The sequence below is a fragment of the Caballeronia insecticola genome (assembly GCF_000402035.1).
GTDB classification, from domain to species: domain Bacteria; phylum Pseudomonadota; class Gammaproteobacteria; order Burkholderiales; family Burkholderiaceae; genus Caballeronia; species Caballeronia insecticola.
Window position 1 is genome coordinate 121,820 of the sequence record NC_021294.1, and the last position, 20,582, is coordinate 142,401.

Genomic DNA, 20,582 nt, shown 5'->3' on the forward strand with positions numbered 1-20,582 from the left:
TCGTTTCACTTCCACGCGTAACGCATTCCCACCCACACGCCGCGCGGCGCGCCGACGCCGAGAAACTGCTCGTTGGTCGTGTCCGCGCCGTTGAAGGTATGGTTCGGGCCGTTGAAGAAGTTCTCGCCGAGAATCGCGAAGTTCGCGTACCGCTTGTTCAGCAGGTTCTTCACCGTTGCGTACACCTGCAATTGCTTGGTGACGTTGTAGGTCGTGTCGAGATCGATGAGAAAGTAGCCCGCGACAGTGCCGTTCGTGTCCTGATTGTTTTCGTCGCCGCGCGCGAAGATATTGCTCCGATACGTGAGATTCGTGCCGATATTCCAGCGCGCGATCGGGTTGTAGTCGAGGCGTAGTTTCACGGTGTTGGCCGGAATGCCCGGAATGCGATCGCCCGAATGCACGGTGATGTTGCCGTCGTCGTCCGCGCTCGAATTGCTGGCGCTGCTTTCGATCCATGTCGAACGATACGTCGCGTTCACGTAGCTATAACTCGCCGCGACGCCGAGCGGCCCCCATTGCGTGCGGCCCGCGAGTTCGAAGCCTTGCCGGCGCGTCTTGCCGACGTTCTGAAAATAGCCGAGCGTGCTCGCCGCGCCCTGACTGCTGACGAACTGAATATCGTCGGTCAGCGTCGTGCTGTAGGCTGCGGCGCTCCACGTCGTATGCGCGCCGATACGGCCGCGCGCCCCAACTTCGAACGTCTTCGAGATCACCGGCTTCAAGTCCGGATCGGCGATGAAGTCGTTCGGCAGCGAGCAGGGCGCTTCCGGGTCCGCGCACGCGAGTTCGATGGCGGTCGGCGAGCGCATGCCTTCGTTATACGTGGCGTAGGCCGTGAAATACGGCGTCGGATTCCAGTTGAAGCCCACGGCCGGATTGAAGCGCGAAAACGTATGCCGTCCGTCGAGCAGCGGCTGCACGCCGCTTTCATCGCCGATGGTCGCCTTCGACCAGTTGTAGCGGCCGGCGAGCGTCATCGACCATTGTTCCGTGAACGACAGCGTGTTCTCGAAGTAGATGCCCCAGTTCTCGTTGCGCGTCTTGGCGTCGGTTGTCGGCGCGAACGGACCCGTGCCGATGGTCGCGCGCGAATCGGTGAATTCCGCCGGCTGCGAGGATTGCGTGAAGTGCGAATTGGCGAAGTCGCCCGCGGCGCCGAGAATCAGCTGGTTGTCCATGCCGAACAGCTTGTTGAGCAGCGTGAGTTGCAGGCTCGCGCCGTAGCTGTCGGTCACGATCACCGACTGATCGTTGGTGGCCTGCGTGAGTTCGTCGGCGTCGTCGCCATCGGGATCGAAATCGTCGTTGACGTTGCTGCTCACGTTCTTGTTGCGATAGTGCCGGTAATACACGTTGCCGCTCAACTGAATGTTCGGCGTGATGTAGTGCTCCGCGTTGATCGTCAGATAGCCGACCTGGTTTTCGTTCGTATCGGGGAACGTGTAGGCCTGCCGGAAGTTGTCCATGAACGAGCGCGGAATCGTCTGCGAGCCGTTCAGCGTGTTGTCGGCGCCGCCCATTGACACGGAAATGGTCGTATCGGCGTCCGTGTAGCGCAGCTTGCCGAACGCCTGCCGCAGACGGCTCGAATTGTGATCCGCCCAGCCGTTGTCGTTCGTGACGTTCGCGGTGAAGTAGTAATCGAGGTGATCGCCGATCACGCCGCCCTGTTCAATCTGCGCGGCCTTGCGGCCAAACGAACCGAAGCTCAGGTCCACATTGCCGCCCGGATTGCTGCGGCCGTTCTTGGTCTGCACCGCGATCGCGCCGCCCAGCGTGTTCAGGCCGAAGGTCGGATTCGAGCCGGGGATGATCTGCATCGTCTGGATCGCGGCCTGCGGAATCAGGTCCCAGTTGACGACATCGCCGAACGGTTCGTTGATGCGCACGCCGTCCATGAACACCGATAATCCCTGCGGCGTGCCGAGCAAGGGCGACGCCGTGAAGCCGCGATACAGGATGTCGGTTTGCGACGCGTTGCCCTGCGCGTCGTTGGTATCGACGCTCACGACGTTCTTCTGCAAGTAATCGGTGGCGGTCTGCGAATGCTGCGATTGGATTTCGCTGCCCTTGATCGTCTGCACGTTGGCGGGCACTTTTTCGAGCGGCGTGCCGACGCCCACGAGCGGCGTCGTGCCGACGACGATGATCGAAGGCAGCTCCGTATTCGGCGGCGTACCGGCCTGCGCGACGGAAGCCGGCGCCGATGCAGCCGCGGGCGCTTCGGCCGCGTCGGTGGCGGGCGGCGTCTGCGCCCACGCGGCCACCGTGATGCTCGCGAACGCGCTGCCGAACACGAGCCTGAGACCGGCTCGGGGTTTGAACGGATGCGCGGGCGCGGGCAGGCGCTGCATGCTCTTCATCGTCGTCTCCTCTTCTTTTCCGATCCACGCATCGAGAATGTTTCTTTGAATGAAAGCGTCGCATAAGAATGAGCGCGTGCACCGGGAGCTTTTCCCGATCGCGCAGGGAAGCGTTCCCAATCGCGTTCCAGGCACCCCGCCGCACGACGAAGCGGTGCGTAGAATGCATTCCGTGATGCCAACCGAATCCCTGCCCACTCTCGCGAAAGATGCTGAGCGCCGCGCGCCGGTCTGGCGCGATCTCGCGCTTGTGCTCGCGTTGACGTTGGTGGCCGGCGCGCTCTTCGCGAGATTCGACTTCAGCGAATACGCGTATCGCCTGACGCGCAGCGCCGAGCGCTTTCAGGTCGATGAATTGCCGCCGACGCTCGTCGTGCTCGCGATCGGCTTCGCCTGGTTCGCGTGGCGGCGCTATCGCGAGGCGCAATCGGAAGTGCGCAGGCGGCGCGCGCTCGAAGAGGAAGCGGAACATCTGCTGGCCGAGAACCGGCGGCTCGCGAGTCAGGCGCTCGCCGCGCAGGAAACCGAGCGGCGTCATCTCGCGCGCGAACTGCACGACGAACTCGGCCAATACCTCAACGCGATGTCGCTCGATGCGGGCCGTATCCGCGATCTGTCGGCGCAACGCGAGGCGGAGATTCATCGGCTGTCGCTGGCGCTGATGCAAAGCGCGACGCACGTGTATCGCGAGATCGGCGGAATGATCCGCAAGCTGCGGCCCATCGGGCTCGATGAATTCGGCTTGCCCACCGCGCTCGAACATTGCGTCGACGGATGGCGCGAGCGGCTGCCCGACGCGAGCTTTACGCTGGCCGTGGAAGGCGATTTCGACAATCTGAGCGATGCGCTCAACATCACGCTTTACCGGCTCGTGCAGGAAGGGCTGACGAACGTGTCGAAGTTCGCGCGGAGTTCACGCGTGGAGATTTATCTGGCGCGCGCGCCGGGCAATGCGCAGGGCGCGGGCGAGATCGTCGTGACGATGGCCGACGACGGCCCCGGCGTCGATCTCGCGAAGCCGCGCGCGGGCCTCGGGCTGATCGGCATGCGCGAGCGCGTGGAAGCGCTCGGCGGCGAGTTTCATCTGGCAAGCGAACCGGGCGCGGGCTTTCTGTTCGGCGCGCGCGTGCCGGCTCAGGCGGGACTGCCGCTGCCCATCGAACCGAACGAAGCGGTGAACGCGGCGTCGGCGGAGCCGGTGAAATCGGCGAAGTGAAGGCCGAGACGATTGGCGATCTGCGCAAGCTGCACGCCGTTGTCCGCGCCGAATTTCTGGCGAATCACGGACTGATGATTCGCCACCGTCTTCTGGCTCAAACCCAGTTTCTCCGCGATGCTCGGCAACGTATAACCCTGCACAAGCAGACGCAGCACTTCGAACTCGCGCGCCGATAGCTGGCGTCCGGGCGGTCCTTCCTGGATCGTCGCGCGCAACGCGAGCGCCTGCGAAATATCCGGGCTCAGATAACAGACGCGCCGCGCGACCGAGCGCACCGCTTCGACGAGCACATCGGGCGCGCTTGCTTTCGTGACATAACCGCGCGCACCGGCATCGAGCGCGCGGCGCACGAAGATCGCTTCCTCGTGCACACTGAAGATCAGCACGTGCGCGTGCGGCTCGCGCGCGAGCATGCGCCGCATCGCTTCGATGCCGCTTGCACCGGGCAACGCGAGATCCATCACGACGACATCCGGCTGCAACGCACAGAACTTCTGATAAGCCTCGGCCGCGTTGGCCGCTTCGCCCGCGACGTTCACATCGGGGCTGAGTTCGAGCAGACGCTTGTAGCCTTCACGGACGACCGCGTGATCGTCCACGAGCAGCACGGATATGTCGGCAGTCATGGCGTGTCTTCTCCTTTTTCTGAACCATTCTCGCGGCCGAGCGCCGCGATGCGCCGGGAGTTCGCATCGTTGCGAAAGACGATGGGTTGCTCCTGCGGTTCCGGTTTCGCCGCTCTCGCCGATGCCGCGCGCACCACTTCGATCACGCGTTCGTGATGCGGAGACTTGTCGCAAACGGGGTCCGCATTCGCGGGGTCTTGCGTGAGCAGATACGCCTGACAGCGGCAGCCGCCCATGTCGATGGCTTTCTCGTCGCAACTGCGGCACGGCTCCTTCATCCAGCCGAAGCCGCGAAAACGGTTGAACGCATCGCTTTCGTACCAGATGTCCTTGAGCGGCATCTCGGTGACGTTCGGAAACGTGAGGCCCGGCAGCGTGCGCGCGGTGTGGCACGGCAGCGCGGCGCCATCCGGTGCGATGCCGAGAAACACCGAGCCCCAGCCGTTCATGCAGCGTTTCGGCCGGCGCTCGTAATAGTCCGGCACGACGAAGAAGATCTTGCACTTGTCGCCGATCTCGCGCCGATAGCGTTCGACCACGGCCTCGGCTTCGTCGAGTTGCTCTTTCGTCGGCATGAGTTGCGCGCGGTTCGTGTGCGCCCAGCCGTAATACTGCGTGTTCGCGAGTTCGAGATACTCGGCGCCCATGTCGAGCGCCATGTCGATGATGCGTCCGATATGCGGCAGGTTATAGCGATGCAGCACGCAGTTGAGCACCATCGGAAAGCCGTGCGCCTTGATGAGGCTCGCGACGCGCTTCTTGTAGTCGAAGGTCTTCGTGCTGGATAAAAAGTCGTTGAGTTCCTGCGACGAGTCCTGAAACGACAACTGAATGTGATCGAGCCCGGCTGCCTGCAACGCGCCGATGCGCTTCTCCGTCAAGCCGATGCCCGACGTGATGAGGTTCGTATAGAAGCCGAGCTTGCGCGCTTCTTCCACTAGCGTTTCGAGGTCGTCGCGCAAGAGCGGCTCACCGCCCGAAAAGCCCAGTTGCGCCGCGCCGAGCGCGCGTGCCTGACGCAGGACATCGATCCATTGCGCGGTATCGAGTTCGCGCGTGTGATCGGCGTAATTCACCGGGTTGTAGCAGAACACGCAATGCAGCGGACAGCGATACGTGAGTTCCGCCAGCAGCCAAAGCGGCGGCGCGATGGGCGTGCCCTCGTGTTCGGGCCGTGCGATGGGTTCGGACAAATCGGTCATCGTGCTACTCCAGCCAGCCTCGCGCCCGCGCGCCCGCGACGAACGCGCGCACGTCGTCGCCGAGATGGGTCGCGTTGAACGCGGCTTCGAGATCGGCGACGAGCGCCGGGATATCGCGCGTGCCGTCGCAGCGCAGAAGAATTTGCGCCGCGCTCTGATTGAGCTTCACCATGCCCTCCGGATAGAGCAGCACGTGCGCGTCCTGCGCCGGTTCCCATTGCAGGCGGAAGAGGCGTTTCAGTTTCGGATGCAGCGAGTCGTCGGGTGCTTCGACGGCTTCCTGCACGCGTTGAGTCGGATTGCTGTCGGTCATTGCGGAAAGGCCTTTTCGATCGAATCGAGCATGGTCCAGAGAATATCGAGCTTGAATTGCAGGATGTCGAGCGCGCGTTGCTGCGCCTCGCGCGTCGTGAAATGCGCGAGCGTGACTTCGAGCCCGTGCTCGACATCGCGCTGCGCGAGCGACACGCGCGAGCGGAAATACGCGAGCCCGTCCGGCTCGATCCACGTGTAATGCTCGGGCCACGTTGCGAGACGATCCTTGTGGATTTGCGGCGCGAACATTTCGGTCAGCGACGAGCACACCGATTCCTGCCACGGCGCGCGGCGCGCGAAGTTGACATAGGCGTCGACGGCGAAGCGCACGCCCGGCGTGACGAGCCTGAGCGACCAGAGATCGTCGCGCGATAAGCCCACTGCATCGCCGAGCCGCGCCCATGCCTCGATGCCGCCTGCCTGATCTTCGTAGCCGTCGTGATCGAGAATGCGCAGCACCCAGCGGCGGCGCGTTTCGCGATCGGGACAATTGGACATCACCGCCGCATCCTTCAGCGGAATGTTGATCTGGTAGTAGAAGCGGTTCGCGACCCAGCCGCGTATCTGTTCTTTCGAACAGCCGCCGCCATTCATCTTCACGTTGAACGGATGATGAATGTGATACGCCGTGCCCTTCGCGCGAAGCTGCGCCTCGAATTCGTCGCGCGTCCACGCGGGCCCCGCGTCCTGCACTTTCGTGAAGATCGGGCCTGTGGTCGGGTTGAGCATCGGATCGAACATCGAACGGTCTCCAGTGCGATTGCGGTTGTTATTGCGCTTGTTATTGCTACAGCTCGAAGCTCATGCCGTCGTGCGCGACTTCAATGCCGTGCTCCGCCAGAATGCGCCTCTCGGGTCCGTCCTCGATCAGGATCGGATTCGTGTTGTTGATATGGATCAGCACCTTTTGCACGCCCGCGCGATCGATCGAATCGAGTACCTCGATCATGCCGCCCGCACCGCTTTGCGCGAGATGCCCCATGTCCTTGCCGGTCTTTTTCGTGAGGCCGAGACGGATCATTTCGTCGTCGGTCCATACGGTGCCGTCGACGAGCAGCAGGTCGGCCGCGCGCATTGCTTCGAGCACATGCGGTTCGAGCGCGCCCAGACCCGGCGCATAGAACGCACGCTTGCCTGTAGCGGTATTCGTGAACATCAGGCCGATGTTGTCGCCCACTTCGGGCGCATCGCGATGCGGCGAATAAGGCGGCGCTTTGCTCGACAGCGGCAACGCATCGATCGTCACGCGCGGCAGTTCCGGCACGCTGAACGACGCGCCGTCGAGCGCGATGCGCCTGTGTTCGACGCCGCAGTAATGCGCAAGAATCGACGTGATCGGAAAACCGGTGGACAGGTCTTGCCATACCGCATCGGTCGTATAGAGCGGCAGCGGCGTGCCGCGCTCGCGCAGCATCAGGAGGCCGGTGACGTGATCGATTTGCGCATCCATCGTGACGACGGCCGCGATACCGGTATCGCGCACGCGGCGCGCGGGCTGCAGTTCGGCATTCGCGGCGATCTGCGCGAGAATGTCCGGCGACGCGTTGACGAGCAGCCAGTCCTCGCCGTTATCGGTCACGGCAATCGACGACTGCGTGCGCGCTCGCGCCGCAATGGTGCCGCGCCGCACGCCGTCGCAATTGCGGCAATTGCAGTTCCATTGCGGAAAGCCGCCGCCCGCCGAGGATCCGAGCACGCGAATTTTCAAGGCCACATCCTCCGCAGAAGTCCGTCACGATCGATCAGTTGATGTTTCATCGCGCCGAGAAAATGAAGAATCACGAGCGCCGCCATGATCCACGCCAGATATTCGTGGATGCCGAAGAAGATCTGCCGCATATGCTTGTCGTCCGAGCCCCATTGCGGCAGAGCGATACCCCAGAACTTCGTGCCGTACTTGTTGAACGACGAGCCGAGATAACCGGTGAGCGGCATCGCGAACATGCCAACGTATAAAAGAGCCTGCGTGATGCTCGCGGCGGCGCGTTGCCACGCCCGCATCGGCGGCAGAGGCGGTCGGCCATAGGCCAGGCGTACCAGGACGCGGATCAGCACCAGCAGGAAAACCGTAATTCCGAGCGACTTGTGGAAGTTGATGAGGTCCGACTTGAACGGCAGTCCGCGCGGCAAGCCAACCATATAGAAGCCGATGCACAGCATCGCGATGATGGCGACCGCGATCAGCCAGTGCATCGCGATGACCGGGCGTGCAAAGCGTTCGCCCGCGCCGTCGATGCCGCTGTTGCGCGACGTGGCCGATGTCCGCGCGGTGCTCATGGCGTCACCCTCGTAAAAGTGGTTTGCGTGCCCCGGAATACAGGGTCCATTCTTTCCGCCCCGCTATGAATTGGCGATCAGCAATTCCCCCCGTCCGTCCACGGCGAGGTCGCCGGCGTAGCGCCGTGGCAACACGTTGCCCGCGAGCGCCGCAAACGCCGGTGTGCTTTCGCGCGCGAGCATGCGCGTGAGGAGCAGCCAGAAGACGTCGAAGCCGCGTCCGCCTTCGGTGAAGGTCGGCGGGACCGAAGATGGCGCGTTTGTCAGCAACACCGTGCCGCGCCGCATGCCGTATCCCAAGTGTGCGCCCACTTTGCCCGCGACGCAGACCGTTCCCGCAATCAGCCGCGACGCCGCGAAATCGCCCGCATCGCCGCCGACGAGCACCGTGCCGCGCCGCATGCGATCGGCGAGCCGCGCGCCCGCGTTGCCGTGGATCGCGAGCGTGCCGCCGCTCATGCCTTCCATGTCGCCGGGCAGCGCGCTCGCGGCGAACGCGCCCGCATTGCCGTCGATGATCACGCGTCCGCCCTGCATCTCGCAGGCGGCGAACAGACCCGCATCGCCCTTGATGTGCAGCTCGCCGCCGCTCATCTTCATGCCCGCGTAATCGCCTGCGTTGCCGTGCACCATAAGCGAGCCTTCGCTCATATTTGCGCCGAGATGGTCGAACCAGCGCACGTCGCCTTCGATTGTGAGCGATGGCGTGTCCGCGTCCGCCCGCGCGATATCGATATCGATATCGAAGAGATCGCCGAGCGTGCACGTTTCGCCCGCGCCTTGCAGCACGATACGCGGCAACGCATCCGGCGAACTTGCCGCAAGCGCAGAAGGCAGTAATTTCGACCCGTCGATGCGAAAGCCTGGCGTATTTTTTACGCGCAACGTGATGGCATTCATGCGCGGTTCCCGTCGATGCCCTGCGAAAGCGCGTGCAATTTGAAGTGATACGGCCCGAGCTTGCCGCCGTAATTGCCCGCGGAAATGCGCAGCACGCCGCCCGCGCGCCCGATGTTCGTCGCGGCTGCGATGCCCGCGGTCATCGCGGCGCCGACATCGGCGTCGGTGAGGCCATCGATCACGATTTCGAGCACGCACGCAACGTCCGCAGTCAGCTCGCTCTTCTTCGACAAGCCGACGAGCGTCGGGCAAAACGCATCGTTGGTCGATGCAGTAGCGCCCGCGTACTTCGAGCCGATCTTCGAGCCCGAGCGCACCACGCCGCCCGGAAACGGCGTGATGACGTTCGGCAGACGATGCATCGCCGCGACGGCTGCTTCCGCCGCATGCAACGCGCTGTCGATATCGCGCGCGAGAAACAGCAGATTGCCGCCGCCGACCGCTTTCACCGTGGCGGTGAATTCTTCGCAGACGAACTCGCCGTCCATCACGGGCACGCGCCAGTAACGCGTGCCGTCGAGCATTTTCGATATTTGCCAGCCGTCGCCGAAGAAGCGCAGGCCCGCGCCGAGCGGTGCGTCGTCGGAGAGCGGGGCGCGGCTCGTCGCGCGCTCGATGCCGCCGTAGACCGCCGTCGTCGGACACGTCAGCACGCATTGCCCGACGCGCCGCGCGATCTGCTTGGCCAATTCCTTCGACGATATCGCGAAGATCAGCACCGCGATGCCCGGCCGTCCGTCGGGCGTTTCGTCGCCGGACAGCGTGCGTTCGATACCCGCCTCGCAACCGCAGTCGATGACGGATGTCGCAAAGCCCGTCAGCGAATTCGCCGCGTGACGCGCCCAGTCCGGCGTGTGCGCGGTGATGACGAGGCGCGTCGCCTTCATCGGGAAGGCTTCGGCGAAGGTGTCGTCGATCTGCGTGTCGTTGATGCGCATGCTAGTCCCCGCTCGCAGCGAAGCACGCAACGGGCAGCAGCCTGCCGCCGTTGCAGCAGGCGCAGATTTCGTCGTCGCCGATTGCGATGTTCTCGAAGCGCGTCGCGAGATTCGCTTCCGCATAGTCGCGCACGCGTCGTTCGATCGCGCGATCGTAGTCGGGGCTCACGTAATGGATGCCGCCCGTCGGTGTGGCGAGCAGCGTGCCGTCGCGCGCGATCAGCTCGCCGTCCTTGAACACGTAAGCAGGCGACGTGAACATGCGCTCGCGGTCCGCATCGTCGCGATACACGGCGATATCCGCCGCCGCGCCCGCACCGAGATGACCGCGGTCTTTCAGGCCGAGCAATTTCGCGGGACCGGCACGCGTGATGATCGCGATGTCGTAGAGCGAGAACTCGCGTTTGATTTCGCTCAGCGCGCTCGCGGCTTTGGCATCGGCGTGGAGCGTGTCGAGCTGTTCGTCGCGGAAGGACTTGTCCATCAGCAGGCGAATCAAATGCGGATAGCTCGTGAACGGCGCGCCGTTCGGATGATCGGTTGTCATCGACACGCGCCACGGATCATCGACGAGCAGAAAAATCTCCAGCCCGATGATCCATTGCAGCGCGTTCACAAAGCTCTGCTCGCGATATTTGAACGGCACGATGCCGCAGCCCGCATCGCATTCGATATCGCCGAGCACCCATTTGCGCGGACGGGCCAGCGGCGCGTTCTTGAACTGCATCATCGTGTCGCCGGAAGCGGTGACTGTCTGACCGAACATGATCTGGCCGACATCGATGGTCACGTTGGGCCGCGCATTGACCGCCTCGGCAATCGCGCGCGCGCCCGACGAAAACTTGCGCGGGCCTTCGGTGCCGTAGCTGTGGAACTGGATATGCGTCAGATGAATGGGCAAGCCGTCGGCGGCGTCCATTGTCCTGATCGTCGATTCGATATTGCCCGGCACGCCCAGATTGCTCGCGTGGACATGCAGCGGATGCGGCACGCGCAGATCGGTGAGCGCGCGCGTGAGCGTCTTCAGCACGTCGCGCGGCGTGATGCCGTAATGCACGTGCTTTTCATCGACGTCGAGCGAACGCTGATTGAACTTGAACGCCGAAATGCCGCCCGGATTCACGACCTTCACGCCGAGCGCCTTGCTCGAATGAATTGTCCAGCCGACGTAATCGCGCAGGCGCTCGAAGTCTTCGTTCGCGGCGAGCATTTGGAGGAAGAGTTCGTCGTTGCCCATCATCACGTAGGCGCCGTGATCGATGATCGGCGTATCGCCCATCTCAAGATGCGCATGGCGCGCGTTCGACGCGATCATCGCCGGTTCGAACGCGGCCGTATAGCCCATTTCCGCGTAGCGATAGCCTGCCGCGAGCGTGCCCGGCGCGCAGACGCCGCACGATGGCAGACGCATATAGCGGCCTTCGTTCGGACGATCGGGCACGGCGCGCGGATCGTCGCGATGATCTTCGGGCAGAAGAAGACGCGAGAGATTCGTCTTGCCGCCGCCGATGTGCGAATGCAGATCGATGCCGCCCGCCATCACGATCATGCCGTTCGCGTCGAAATCGCGGTCGATGCTTTCACCCGACGCAAGACCGGCGACGATGCGGCCGTCGCGGATATAGATGTCGCGTTTCTCGCCGTCCACGCCGTTTGCCGGATCGTAGAGCGTGCCGCCTTTGAGGCGCGTGAGGCTCATTGTTGCGGCCTCCTTGCCTGCGCGAGCTGCGACGCGATCGCGGCGACCGTCGGCAAGTCCGCATCGCGCGCGGCGGTGAGCGGCGCGACCACGGACGTATCGATACGAAACAGATGTCCGCCGCTGTCGATGCCCGGCGTCGCGACGGGAATGAACACCGTGGCGCCCGCGCGTGCGGGCAGCGTCGTCGATGGATGGCCGAGGACGATGGCGGGCACGTCGTCGCCGAGCGAGGCGGGCAGCGGTTCGGGCGCGAAGCTCGACACCCACAGCAGCGCATCGGCTTCGCCGCGGGTAAGCAGCGTGTCGGTGCGATAGCGATACGGATCGTGATCGAGCGGCAAGCCGTACGCGACGCGCGTGCGCAGCGGAAAGCCCGACAGCCACGTCGTGGCCTGATTGACGCTGAGCGCGCCGTCGTCGCCGGTCAGTGCAAGCGCGCCCGCGCGCACCGTGCGATTGAACGCCTTCACGATGCGCTGCAACGCTTCGATTGCGAGCGCCCCGTGAGGCGCGGGCAGCGCGGACGGCTCGTAGACGAACGCCGTGTATCGCGCGGCACGGATGCGTTCGGTCAGCGCGACGAGTTCGGGCATTGGGATCGCGCGGCCGCCTTCGACATGCGCGGACCACAGCGCGAGCAGATCGAAGGGCTCGGTGTGCGGCAGGATCGCTTCGCTGCGCGCGTCGGCGGCGCGATCGGCATCACATCCGACAAATACGAGGCTCACATCGCGCGATGTGTCGATCACGCGTTCATAGAAGCGTGGATAGCGCCGCGACGGCTCGCACGCGAACACGATGACGAGATCGGCGCGCGAACGCACTTCGGAGAGCGTCGTGAAGAACGCGCCGCGATCCTGCAGCACGCGATTCGAATCGGCGATGGCGTCGCCGTGCAGATGATCGAGCGCCGCGCCGCAGTGCGCCGCGAGTTCATAGAGCGCGCGTGCGCCGGCTACGTCGGTCGCGAGGCCGCCGAAGAGCGGTCGATGCGCGATCGACAGAATCGCCGCGGCCCGCGAGAGCGCCGAGGCGAGATCGGTGGCTTGTCCGTCGATTTCGGGCTTGCGGCTTGCATCCTGCGGACCGAAGCGTGCAAGCGCGTCCGCCAGACGCGGGCAGACGGTGTGCGGCGCCGCGAGGCGATGTGCGCCGGCGGGCGCGAGCGTGATGTCGTCGCATAGAAGTGGGCAGAACGGACAGGTCCAGGGCTCGTGGCCGGCAGCCGCGGAGGGACGCTGCGCGTTCGTCGTCGTGGGGGAATCGTGCATGGTCGTGCTTTGGAGCAAGGTCTATGCCGATCTTTTGTTTTTTGCTTTTGCTTGGGTTGTTTCTTTCGTGGAATCCTGTGTTCGCGTCGTTTATTAGCGTTGCCCCTGTGCGGGGCGGCACCTACTTTCTTTGCTGCTGCAAAGAAAGTAGGCAAAGAAACAGCTTCTCCCATCCAAAGTACTTCACGCCGGCCGCGGCACAGGCGAATAGCCTTTGGTACGCGGTGGCAAGTGCCTTCTTTAGTCAACGGGGCTTGGCTCGCGCACGGTCGGCCAAATTGCGCCGTTTAACGGACTGGCGCAGCGCCAAATAGCTCCGACCCGCTTCGCGGCCGACGGGTCAATCGGGTTTGCGCGTGCTTCCTTGCTAACGCTTCCATCTCACCGCATTTGCTGTCTGATGGTTTCCCTCGCAGACCCGACGGCAGCGCGTAGCGCTGTGCCGGAGCCTTTTGCGCTGAACCAGCGCGCCCAAGGGAACGGCTCGTCAGATCGTGCGCGAGCCAAGCCCGGTGAAATCTGCGAGGACAACAACTACGGCCGTGCCAAAGGCTCTTCGCCTGTGCCGCGGCCGGCGTGAGGTACTTTGGATGGGGAGAGCTGCTTTCTTTGCCTACTTTCTTTGCAGCAGCAAAGAAAGTAGGTGCCGCCCCGCACAGGGGCAACGCTAATAGACCGACGCGAATTCAGGATTTCACGTAAGCGCCATGAGCGGAGCAAGAAGCGGGAACAAACAAAAAAACTGCTCCGCAATGCAACACACTGTCACCCATGCATCACGCGATGCAACACCTGCTTGCCAAAGGTTTACAGGGCGGCAAGCCCCAAGCTCCTTGGCACAGATATTGAGTTACTCGACCGACGCCCCACGCCCCACATCGCGACGAAACGAAATCGTCCCATCGTGAAGCGCGGAAGCGACGAGCCACGCAGACGCACCGCTGTCTGCTGCGAGCACGAGATCGGCATGATCGCGGATGCCGCCTGCGCCGACCACGTGGCGCTGACCGGCGAGCGCGCGCACATCGGCGAGAGTCGCGAGATCGGGCCCGCCATGAGCGCCGACCTGATCGAGCGTCATCACGATCACGCGCGACGGCCACCACGCGCTTCCGGCATGTCCGGTATGCCCGACATGCGCCACGCCGAGCGCACGGCCGCCGCGATAGTCGAGCGAGAGGATCGGCTCGAAGCCGCACGCCGATGCTTGCGCGATGGCGCCGGTGTCGAGCAGCGTCTCGGTGCCGAACACAGGCACGATCGTCGCGCGTGATGCGCCGCGCGCGAGCCGCGCGATGCGTTCGGCGAGCGCGAGCAACGGTGCGCATGCGGTGAAGCCCGCGTCGAGCCAGATGTCGACGCCTTCGCCCAGCGCATCGCACAGCGCGGCAAGCACGGCGTCGTGCGCGCCGTGCCCGAGGATCGCGCCGAGATCGGCCACGTACAGCGTGCGCGCGCCGGTGGTGGCGACGAGCGCGCGGGCGATCGCAACGGGATCGCTCGTCGCGCATAACGAGGACTGGATCGGCCGGTAGCGCGAACGCTCGCCGCGCACTGCGCGCACCGCGTGGCCGTCGAGCAGATCGAGAACGGGTATCACCTGCATGGATGGCTTTCCTTTGATCAAGATCTTTGTGTTCGAGTATCTCACCGGCGGCGGCATCGATCCGGACGTGGCGGGCGCGGGCAGCCTCGCCGATCTTTCCGCGCTGATCGTCGAAGGCCGCGTGATGCGCGATGCCATCGCCGCCGACTTGCGCGCGCTGCCGGGCATCGACGTCACCATCGCCACTTCGCGCTTCGAACAACTCGACGGCGACGCGCAAGGCTACGTGCGCGCGCAGCCGGGCGAGCCGGTCACGCGCTTCGTCGCCCGCATGGCGCGCGAACACGACTATGCCTGCATCGTCGCGCCCGAATGCGACGGCCTCTTGCTCAAGCTGCACGATGCGGTCGGCCAGGCGCGCTGGCTCGGCTGCGCGAAGGAGGCGATCCGCGCGGCATCGAGCAAGAGCGCGACGGCGGCCTGTCTCGCCGCGCGCAGCATCGCCGCGACGCCCGCGCTCGAACCCGACGACGCCATCGCCCAACCCGGACGCCGCTGGGTCGTCAAACCCGACGACGGCGCGGGCGGCCTCGACACCTATGTGTACGACGACCTCGACGCCGCGCGCGCCGAATACGAAGCGCGCGCGGCGGCGGGCCGCAATCCCGTGCTGCAGGAATGGATCGACGGCGAGCCGCTGAGTCTTTCGCTGATCTGCCGCGAACGGCTCGCGCGGCTCGTCAGCATCAACCGGCAGCGCATCGGGCTCTCGGATGCGGCGGGCTCGGAGCGGCGCGAACGGATCGTGCAGTTCGATGGCGTCGATGTCGATCGCATCGACCGGCATGGTCCGCAGGGACGCGCGCTGGAGCGGCTGGCGCTGCGCGTCGCCGAGGCGTTTCCGGGCCTGCGCGGTTTCGCGGGCATCGATGTCGTGTGGCATCCGGAGCGTGGGCCGGTCGTGATCGAAGTCAATCCGCGCCCGACCGTCGCGTATGCGGAATTGAGCCGGCGCGGCGGCAGGAACCTCGCGGCGGAACTGCTCGCGGCGCATCGCGTGCCCGGTTTCGACGGTGATGTCGCGCCGCTGCGCGCAGTCGGCGGGGCGGCGTCATGACGACATCGACTTCCGCCGATGCGCCGGTGTTCGGCTGGGACGTGGGCGGCGCGCACGTCAAGGTGTCGATGACGACGCGCGCCGGCGTGCTCGCCGATGTCGCCCAGTGGGCGTGTCCGCTGTGGCAGGGCATCGCCCATCTGGAACGCGCGATCGATGGCGTGTTCGCGCGCTGGCCCGCCGCCGCCGATGCATCCGCGCGCCACGCCGTCACGATGACGGGCGAAATGGTCGACCTCTTCGCCGATCGCGCGGAAGGCGTGCGCATGCTGACGCGCGTGCTCGCGCAACGGCTCGGGCCGCGCACGATGTTCTTCGCCGGCGACGCGGGCTGGCTCGCGCGTTCGGCGTGCGCGGACGGCTGGCGCAAGGTGGCATCGGCGAACTGGCTCGCGACGGCGCAATGGGTCGCGACTTGCGTGTCCGATGCGGTGCTCGTCGATATCGGCAGCACGACGACGGACATCATTCCGATCGTGGGCGGCCGCGTCGTAGCGCGCGGCGACAACGACGCCGGGCGGCTGATGAGCGGCGAGCTTGTTTATCAGGGCATCGTGCGCACGCCGTTGTGCGGGGTCGCGCATCGCATCGCGTTTCGCGGCGAGACGACCGGCGTGATGAACGAATGGTTCGCGACGACCGCCGACGTCTATCGCCTGACGGGCGAATTGTGGGCGGAGCACGATCAGCATGCGAGCGCCGACAACGGGCCGAAGACGGAAGCCGCGAGCCGCGCGCGCATCGCACGGATGATCGGCCGCGACGCCGCCGATGCGAGCGATGCCGAATGGCGACGCTTCGCGCAGAGCTGGCGGCACGAACAGTTGCGCACGCTCGGCGCGAACCTCGCGCGCGTGATCGCGCAGGATGCGGCGCTCGCGGCGGCGCCTATCGTCGGTGCGGGTTGCGGGCGGTTTCTGGCGGCGGCGCTCGCGCGGCAGGAGGCGCGGGGCTTTATCGACTTCGCCCGGCTTGCGGGCGTCGACGATGACGACACGACGCGCGCCGAATGGGTGTCGACGTGCGCGCCGAGCGTGGCGGTCGGATTGCTGGCGTCGCGGGCGGCGGGCGGGACGAAGGACGCGTCGGCGGACGAGGCGCATTCGTCGAACGATGCATCACCGCGGGCTGCGTGATAGCCTGCTGAATACAGCGGCGGAGCATGATGGAACAGAACCGGGAGCGTGGCCCGGCGGCATCATCGAACGAGATCGAACGAGGACAGCAACCATGTGGGTGGTGAAGATCGGGGGTAGCCTCAGTCACGACCCGGCGCTGCGCGAGTGGCTGACGCGGCTATGGGAAGTGGGCGGCGGGCGCGTCGTGATCGTGCCGGGCGGCGGCGATTTCGCGGATGCGGTGCGGCAGTATCAGCAGGAATGGCATTTCGACGATCTCGCGGCCCACAACATGTGTCTGCTCGCGATGGCGCAGTACGCGATCATGATGCAGGGCGTGGTGCCGGAACTGGTGCTGGCGTCGAACGAGAGTCGCATTCGGCGGGCGCTGCGTGACGGGCGCGTGGCCGTCTGGGTGCCTACCGATCTGATGCGCGCGACGCCCGATTCGATGACCAATTGGGACACGACGTCGGATAGTCTTGCGGCGTGGTTGTCCACGTCGCTCAATGCGGAGCGTTTGATGATCGTGAAGTCGTGCGAGGTCGAGGCGAATGCGCCGCTGGAGACGCTTGCGGCGGATGGCATAGTCGATCGGCGGTTTCCCGCTTATGTGCGGGATGCCAATTACATCGTCGAGGTTTTTAGCAAGGACGATGCTTCGGTCATGCGGGATCGGTTGTTGAATGTGGCGGTTTAGGTTTTTTTGTTTTTACTTCGTTCGTGAGAACCTGAATTTGCGTCGGGCTATTGGCACTGCCTCTGTGCGGGGGCGCCTACTTTCTTTGGCTAGCGCAAAGGACGTAGGCCCGGCAGTCGCGAGCGCCCTCATAAGTCTTTCCGGGCTTGGATAGCGGGCTCACTAGCATCGCGCCATCTAACAGACTGGCGTCGAAACCCGCAGCGATCCTACTCGGGGTGAACGTCAAGTGAATCAAACTCGATCAACAGATCAGCGCCAATGGTTGCATTGATGGAGACAATCGGCTTAGGCAACCCATCCTTACCCCATGGATAAGATTTATCTAAGGTTACGCGCGCACGCTTAAATTCATCAGATTGATAATCGTGTAAGACATCCATTGAGTAAATGATGTTCTGGATAAGGAATTCATTCATCAAGATGCGAGTTGCGCCACTGAATAAAAGGCTGACTCGCTTCTTCTTTTTTCCAAACGTTAAAGTCAACTCGACGACCTTTTCGGACATGTCTGTCGACACCGCAGACAGATACCAGTCATGAAAACCGTCATATTGTTCGATTACTTGAGCGATTGATTCCATATCAAGGATTCCATGGGCTGAAAGGGACTACATCGTCGTCCGTGTCTCTCACGCCGTCATTCCAATTGTGGGCATGCGGGATCATGCCATTGTGCCTGTGGTCAAAATCAAGATCGATCACGGGAGCGCCGGTATCTCCATATAACCTCATCTGGCCGCTACCCGGGTTTGTATACCACTGTCCCGGGTCGCCCAAGTTTGGAGTTTTTGTCTTTTGCGATGCAAGGTCGAACACGTCGCCATCCGGCATATCCGACTCATACTCGAACGGCTGCGCATCACCAAACAACGAGCCGCCCTCGCCTGAAGGCCCGCCGCTGTCGTCGGCCATACCTCCGTCGCCGAGCACCACTCCGGCAGTCGATTCGACAGCGTCAAGCCAATTGAAACCGCTTCCGCTATCGTCTGCCTCTCTGCCGATCGCGCGACTGCTGCGGGCGAGTCTGCTATTCATCACGGTGTCCGCCACAAACATGGCCGCAGCAAACGGGCCTGTGAAACGGCCTGTCGGCGCATTTGTTCGGAAACTGTTCGCGGCCAGGAAACCGCCGCCGCCGTCGCCCGGCCAGTGTTGCGGCGCATAGTGCCTGAACACGCGTGGTCCGCCGTACCACGCACGATCAATCACTGGGATGATGCGGCGGGCACGCACGACATCGCGCAGTGATCGCGTGATGCCATCGCCGTCGATCGGCATGTTCCAACGCGACATCCGCAAGGTGTTGCGGATGAAGTCCGCGTAGTGTCTGAATTCGGAAGAGGTTGCCGCGTCGCGCGGATCGATATGGGCGCGGAACAGTCGATCAAAATCGTCCTTGTCCTGCTCGATTTGCTTCTTCCGTTCTCTGCGCTTCTTCTCGCGCTCTTCGAACGACATTGATCCGTTGAAGCTGGCTTCTTCTTTTACTTCACCGGCAGGCATTAGCGCGCATTGCCAGCCCCATCGCTGCAACGGCACATAAAGCGCGTTGTACGAATGCCCCCATTCGGGAAACGACATGTCACCTCCGTCCTTGGAAGGAGTGAATATCGTAGCGATTCGAAAACTCGGTACCGCCGAACCATCTCGATAAATGGTGAGCGACGAGAGAAGAGCGTGCGCATACTCGTTCTAGGCGTCGACGATGACCCCGGATGAATCGATGAGTTGAAACGACAAGCCACGCAAACCCATCACCCCACCCCCGCCCCATGCAACGCCCGCGCCCACCGCTCCACACGCTTCGGATCGAGCCGCCCAACCCGCCCGTCACGCTCGTCGCAAAGCGCGCCGCGAAACCCGGCGATATCCGGCGCCAGCATGCGAATCCTGTCGAGATCGTCCCAACCTAAAGACCCCGCAACCGCGATCATCGTTCCGCGCGAGCGAACCTCGGCGACACAAGCCGCGAGCATGGTGATGTCCACGCAATCGAACAACGTGCGTCCGTTCTTGCTCGCCGTATCGAACACGATGCCCACGAAGCCCAACTGCGCAGCAAGCGCCGCCAGCTCGCGATCGATGCCGTCGTCGGAAAGCAGCACCGGCACCACGGCCGCGGGCAGGCCCGCCAGATGCCGCAAGCAAGCCGCCGCGCCCGCACCGGGCGACACGCCGACCTTCACGTAATCGACACCAGCCGCCGCCACATCCAGCACGCGCGCGGTCATTTCGTCGAGTGCGTCGTTGGGCAGATCGCCGATGGTCGCGCTGATCGGCCGCACCGCGTACTGCGCCCGCAACGCTCGCACGATACGCGTGATCTCGCTCGTGGCTACGCCGCCCAGCGCGCCCGCGCCCGGCTCCTTCAAGTCGATCAGTTCGGCGCCGGCGTGCGCGGCATCGAATGCTTCATCCGCCGAGCGGACGCTCGCGAGCAATGCGGTCATCGTGAAGACTCCAGAGGGATGCGGATGCTACGGAAGAAGCGTCAGCCAGCCGCCTTCGCGCGATGCGCTTCGATCGCGCGCAACAGCCACTGCCATGCTTCGCGTTCGATGTCGCCCGCGGTTTTATCGATGGCGATCTGCAAGTAAGCAATCTCGCTGTCCACCTTCTCCGGCGACAGCATGAACAGCCGGCTCACCAGAATCGCGCCTTCGACCACGGCCGCCTGCGCACGATTGAAGCCCGCAAAAGGCGCATGCGTCGCGCGATGCACGCATTCCATGCGCAGAACGGGACGCGTTTCATCGTCGCGCAGTTCGGCGAGGCGCAACTCGCTATGCGCGAGCGTCGCTTTCAGGCGCACGCTCGGCACTTTGTCCGCTGCGATTGTCGGCCAGTCGCGCGCATAGCCCGTCACGCAGCCGGCGAACACGCGCACGTCCGTCGTGAAGTTGATGACGGCGCTTCGGGTCGCGATGACGTTGTCGAGCGTAGCCGACGGCCGGAACGGCGCAAGGATCGCGAAGCCATCCTCGAAGCGCACGCCCATCGGCGCGATGTGCGGCCGGCCATCGCGATCCGCGGTCGTGACGATGGTCTCGTAAATCATGTGGCAGGCCCGTTCATTAGGGCCGCACGAAAGAACCGCGCATCGGATGCGCGGCTTCGTGCGGTTCGTCCGCGCTTAGCGGGTGGCGATATACATCGTGATTTCGAAACCAAAACGCATATCGGTGAAGCTAGGTGTAGTCCATTGCATGCGCATTCCTCCATGTGAGTTGAGATGCTCTCGATTCGTCGAACGCTTGCCGATGCGGACGAATCCGCCAGGCG

At 64.0% G+C, this 20,582-nt stretch carries 21 protein-coding genes; 4 read left to right on the plus strand and 17 right to left on the minus strand.

Features of this window, described 5'->3' with window-relative positions; genetic code table 11:
• Positions 1-5: 5 nt before the first annotated feature.
• Positions 6-2,366 (minus strand): TonB-dependent receptor, encoded by a 2,361-nt coding sequence (locus BRPE64_RS14625; protein WP_016354213.1) that lies wholly within the window; start codon positions 2,364-2,366, stop codon positions 6-8.
• Positions 2,367-2,541: 175 nt separating this feature from the next.
• On the opposite strand from BRPE64_RS14625, the gene BRPE64_RS14630 reads away from it, so the two are divergent.
• Positions 2,542-3,582, plus strand: a complete 1,041-nt coding sequence (locus BRPE64_RS14630; RefSeq protein ID WP_044042644.1) for a histidine kinase — start codon at positions 2,542-2,544, stop codon at positions 3,580-3,582.
• On the opposite strand, the gene BRPE64_RS14635 is transcribed toward BRPE64_RS14630, so the two are convergent.
• The 11 genes from BRPE64_RS14635 to BRPE64_RS14685 form a co-directional block, all read right to left on the minus strand.
• Positions 3,501-4,211 (minus strand): response regulator, encoded by a 711-nt coding sequence (locus BRPE64_RS14635; RefSeq protein WP_044042235.1) that lies wholly within the window; start codon positions 4,209-4,211, stop codon positions 3,501-3,503. The genes BRPE64_RS14630 and BRPE64_RS14635 overlap by 82 nt on opposite strands.
• A complete protein-coding gene (gene pqqE / locus BRPE64_RS14640; RefSeq protein ID WP_016354215.1) occupies positions 4,208-5,413 on the minus strand; it encodes a pyrroloquinoline quinone biosynthesis protein PqqE in 1,206 nt (401 codons plus the stop codon). Before pqqE ends, BRPE64_RS14635 begins: the two co-directional genes overlap by 4 nt.
• A gap of 4 nt (positions 5,414-5,417) precedes the next feature.
• Positions 5,418-5,726: a pyrroloquinoline quinone biosynthesis peptide chaperone PqqD gene (pqqD, locus tag BRPE64_RS14645; RefSeq protein WP_016354216.1), complete on the minus strand. Its 309-nt coding sequence runs from the start codon at positions 5,724-5,726 to the stop codon at positions 5,418-5,420.
• Positions 5,723-6,469, minus strand: coding sequence for a pyrroloquinoline-quinone synthase PqqC (gene pqqC / locus BRPE64_RS14650; RefSeq protein WP_016354217.1), 747 nt, complete (start codon positions 6,467-6,469; stop codon positions 5,723-5,725). The genes pqqD and pqqC overlap by 4 nt, the downstream gene beginning before the upstream one ends.
• A 46-nt stretch (positions 6,470-6,515) precedes the next feature.
• The gene (gene pqqB / locus BRPE64_RS14655; RefSeq protein ID WP_044042646.1) at positions 6,516-7,436 is read right to left on the minus strand and encodes a pyrroloquinoline quinone biosynthesis protein PqqB; all 921 of its coding nucleotides are present in this window, start codon (positions 7,434-7,436) and stop codon (positions 6,516-6,518) included.
• Entirely contained in the window at positions 7,433-8,005 is a 573-nt protein-coding gene (locus BRPE64_RS14660; protein ID WP_016354219.1) for a cytochrome b, read from the minus strand. The genes pqqB and BRPE64_RS14660 overlap by 4 nt, the downstream gene beginning before the upstream one ends.
• A gap of 63 nt (positions 8,006-8,068) precedes the next feature.
• Complete coding sequence (locus BRPE64_RS14665) at positions 8,069-8,905, minus strand: formylmethanofuran dehydrogenase subunit C (RefSeq protein ID WP_016354220.1); 837 nt, start codon at positions 8,903-8,905, stop codon at positions 8,069-8,071.
• Complete coding sequence (gene fhcD, locus BRPE64_RS14670; protein ID WP_016354221.1) at positions 8,902-9,843, minus strand: formylmethanofuran--tetrahydromethanopterin N-formyltransferase; 942 nt, start codon at positions 9,841-9,843, stop codon at positions 8,902-8,904. Before fhcD ends, BRPE64_RS14665 begins: the two co-directional genes overlap by 4 nt.
• Before the next feature lies 1 nt (position 9,844).
• Positions 9,845-11,542 (minus strand): formylmethanofuran dehydrogenase subunit A, encoded by a 1,698-nt coding sequence (locus tag BRPE64_RS14675; protein WP_016354222.1) that lies wholly within the window; start codon positions 11,540-11,542, stop codon positions 9,845-9,847.
• The gene (locus BRPE64_RS14680; RefSeq protein ID WP_016354223.1) at positions 11,539-12,816 is read right to left on the minus strand and encodes a molybdopterin-binding domain-containing protein; all 1,278 of its coding nucleotides are present in this window, start codon (positions 12,814-12,816) and stop codon (positions 11,539-11,541) included. The genes BRPE64_RS14675 and BRPE64_RS14680 overlap by 4 nt, the downstream gene beginning before the upstream one ends.
• Positions 12,817-13,666: 850 nt before the next feature.
• Positions 13,667-14,422 (minus strand): HisA/HisF-related TIM barrel protein, encoded by a 756-nt coding sequence (locus BRPE64_RS14685; RefSeq protein ID WP_016354225.1) that lies wholly within the window; start codon positions 14,420-14,422, stop codon positions 13,667-13,669.
• Positions 14,423-14,435: 13 nt separating this feature from the next.
• Between BRPE64_RS14685 and BRPE64_RS14690 the strand changes: the two genes are divergently transcribed.
• The 3 genes from BRPE64_RS14690 to BRPE64_RS14700 all read left to right on the plus strand — a co-directional run bounded on the left by BRPE64_RS14690 (position 14,436) and on the right by BRPE64_RS14700 (position 17,297).
• Positions 14,436-15,479: an ATP-grasp domain-containing protein gene (locus BRPE64_RS14690; protein ID WP_044042647.1), complete on the plus strand. Its 1,044-nt coding sequence runs from the start codon at positions 14,436-14,438 to the stop codon at positions 15,477-15,479.
• Positions 15,476-16,615, plus strand: coding sequence for a hydantoinase/oxoprolinase family protein (locus tag BRPE64_RS14695; RefSeq protein ID WP_016354227.1), 1,140 nt, complete (start codon positions 15,476-15,478; stop codon positions 16,613-16,615). Before BRPE64_RS14690 ends, BRPE64_RS14695 begins: the two co-directional genes overlap by 4 nt.
• Positions 16,616-16,709: 94 nt before the next feature.
• Positions 16,710-17,297 (plus strand): amino acid kinase family protein, encoded by a 588-nt coding sequence (locus BRPE64_RS14700; protein WP_016354228.1) that lies wholly within the window; start codon positions 16,710-16,712, stop codon positions 17,295-17,297.
• Between the two features lie 209 nt (positions 17,298-17,506).
• On the opposite strand, the gene BRPE64_RS14705 is transcribed toward BRPE64_RS14700, so the two are convergent.
• The 5 genes from BRPE64_RS14705 to pqqA all read right to left on the minus strand — a co-directional run bounded on the left by BRPE64_RS14705 (position 17,507) and on the right by pqqA (position 20,508).
• Positions 17,507-17,881 carry a hypothetical protein gene (locus BRPE64_RS14705; RefSeq protein ID WP_044042236.1) on the minus strand — a complete coding sequence of 125 codons (375 nt, stop codon included), beginning with the start codon at positions 17,879-17,881 and terminating at the stop codon, positions 17,507-17,509.
• A 1-nt stretch (position 17,882) separates the two neighbouring features.
• A complete protein-coding gene (locus BRPE64_RS33550) occupies positions 17,883-18,881 on the minus strand; it encodes a hypothetical protein (RefSeq protein ID WP_016354229.1) in 999 nt (332 codons plus the stop codon).
• Positions 18,882-19,054: 173 nt separating this feature from the next.
• A complete protein-coding gene (locus BRPE64_RS14715) occupies positions 19,055-19,750 on the minus strand; it encodes a (5-formylfuran-3-yl)methyl phosphate synthase (protein WP_016354230.1) in 696 nt (231 codons plus the stop codon).
• Between the two features lie 41 nt (positions 19,751-19,791).
• The gene (locus BRPE64_RS14720; RefSeq protein ID WP_016354231.1) at positions 19,792-20,358 is read right to left on the minus strand and encodes a DUF447 domain-containing protein; all 567 of its coding nucleotides are present in this window, start codon (positions 20,356-20,358) and stop codon (positions 19,792-19,794) included.
• Positions 20,359-20,433: 75 nt separating this feature from the next.
• On the minus strand, positions 20,434-20,508 hold the full coding sequence (gene pqqA, locus BRPE64_RS33935; protein ID WP_008354335.1) for a pyrroloquinoline quinone precursor peptide PqqA: 75 nt from the start codon (positions 20,506-20,508) through the stop codon (positions 20,434-20,436).
• Between the last annotated feature and the right edge of the window lie 74 nt (positions 20,509-20,582).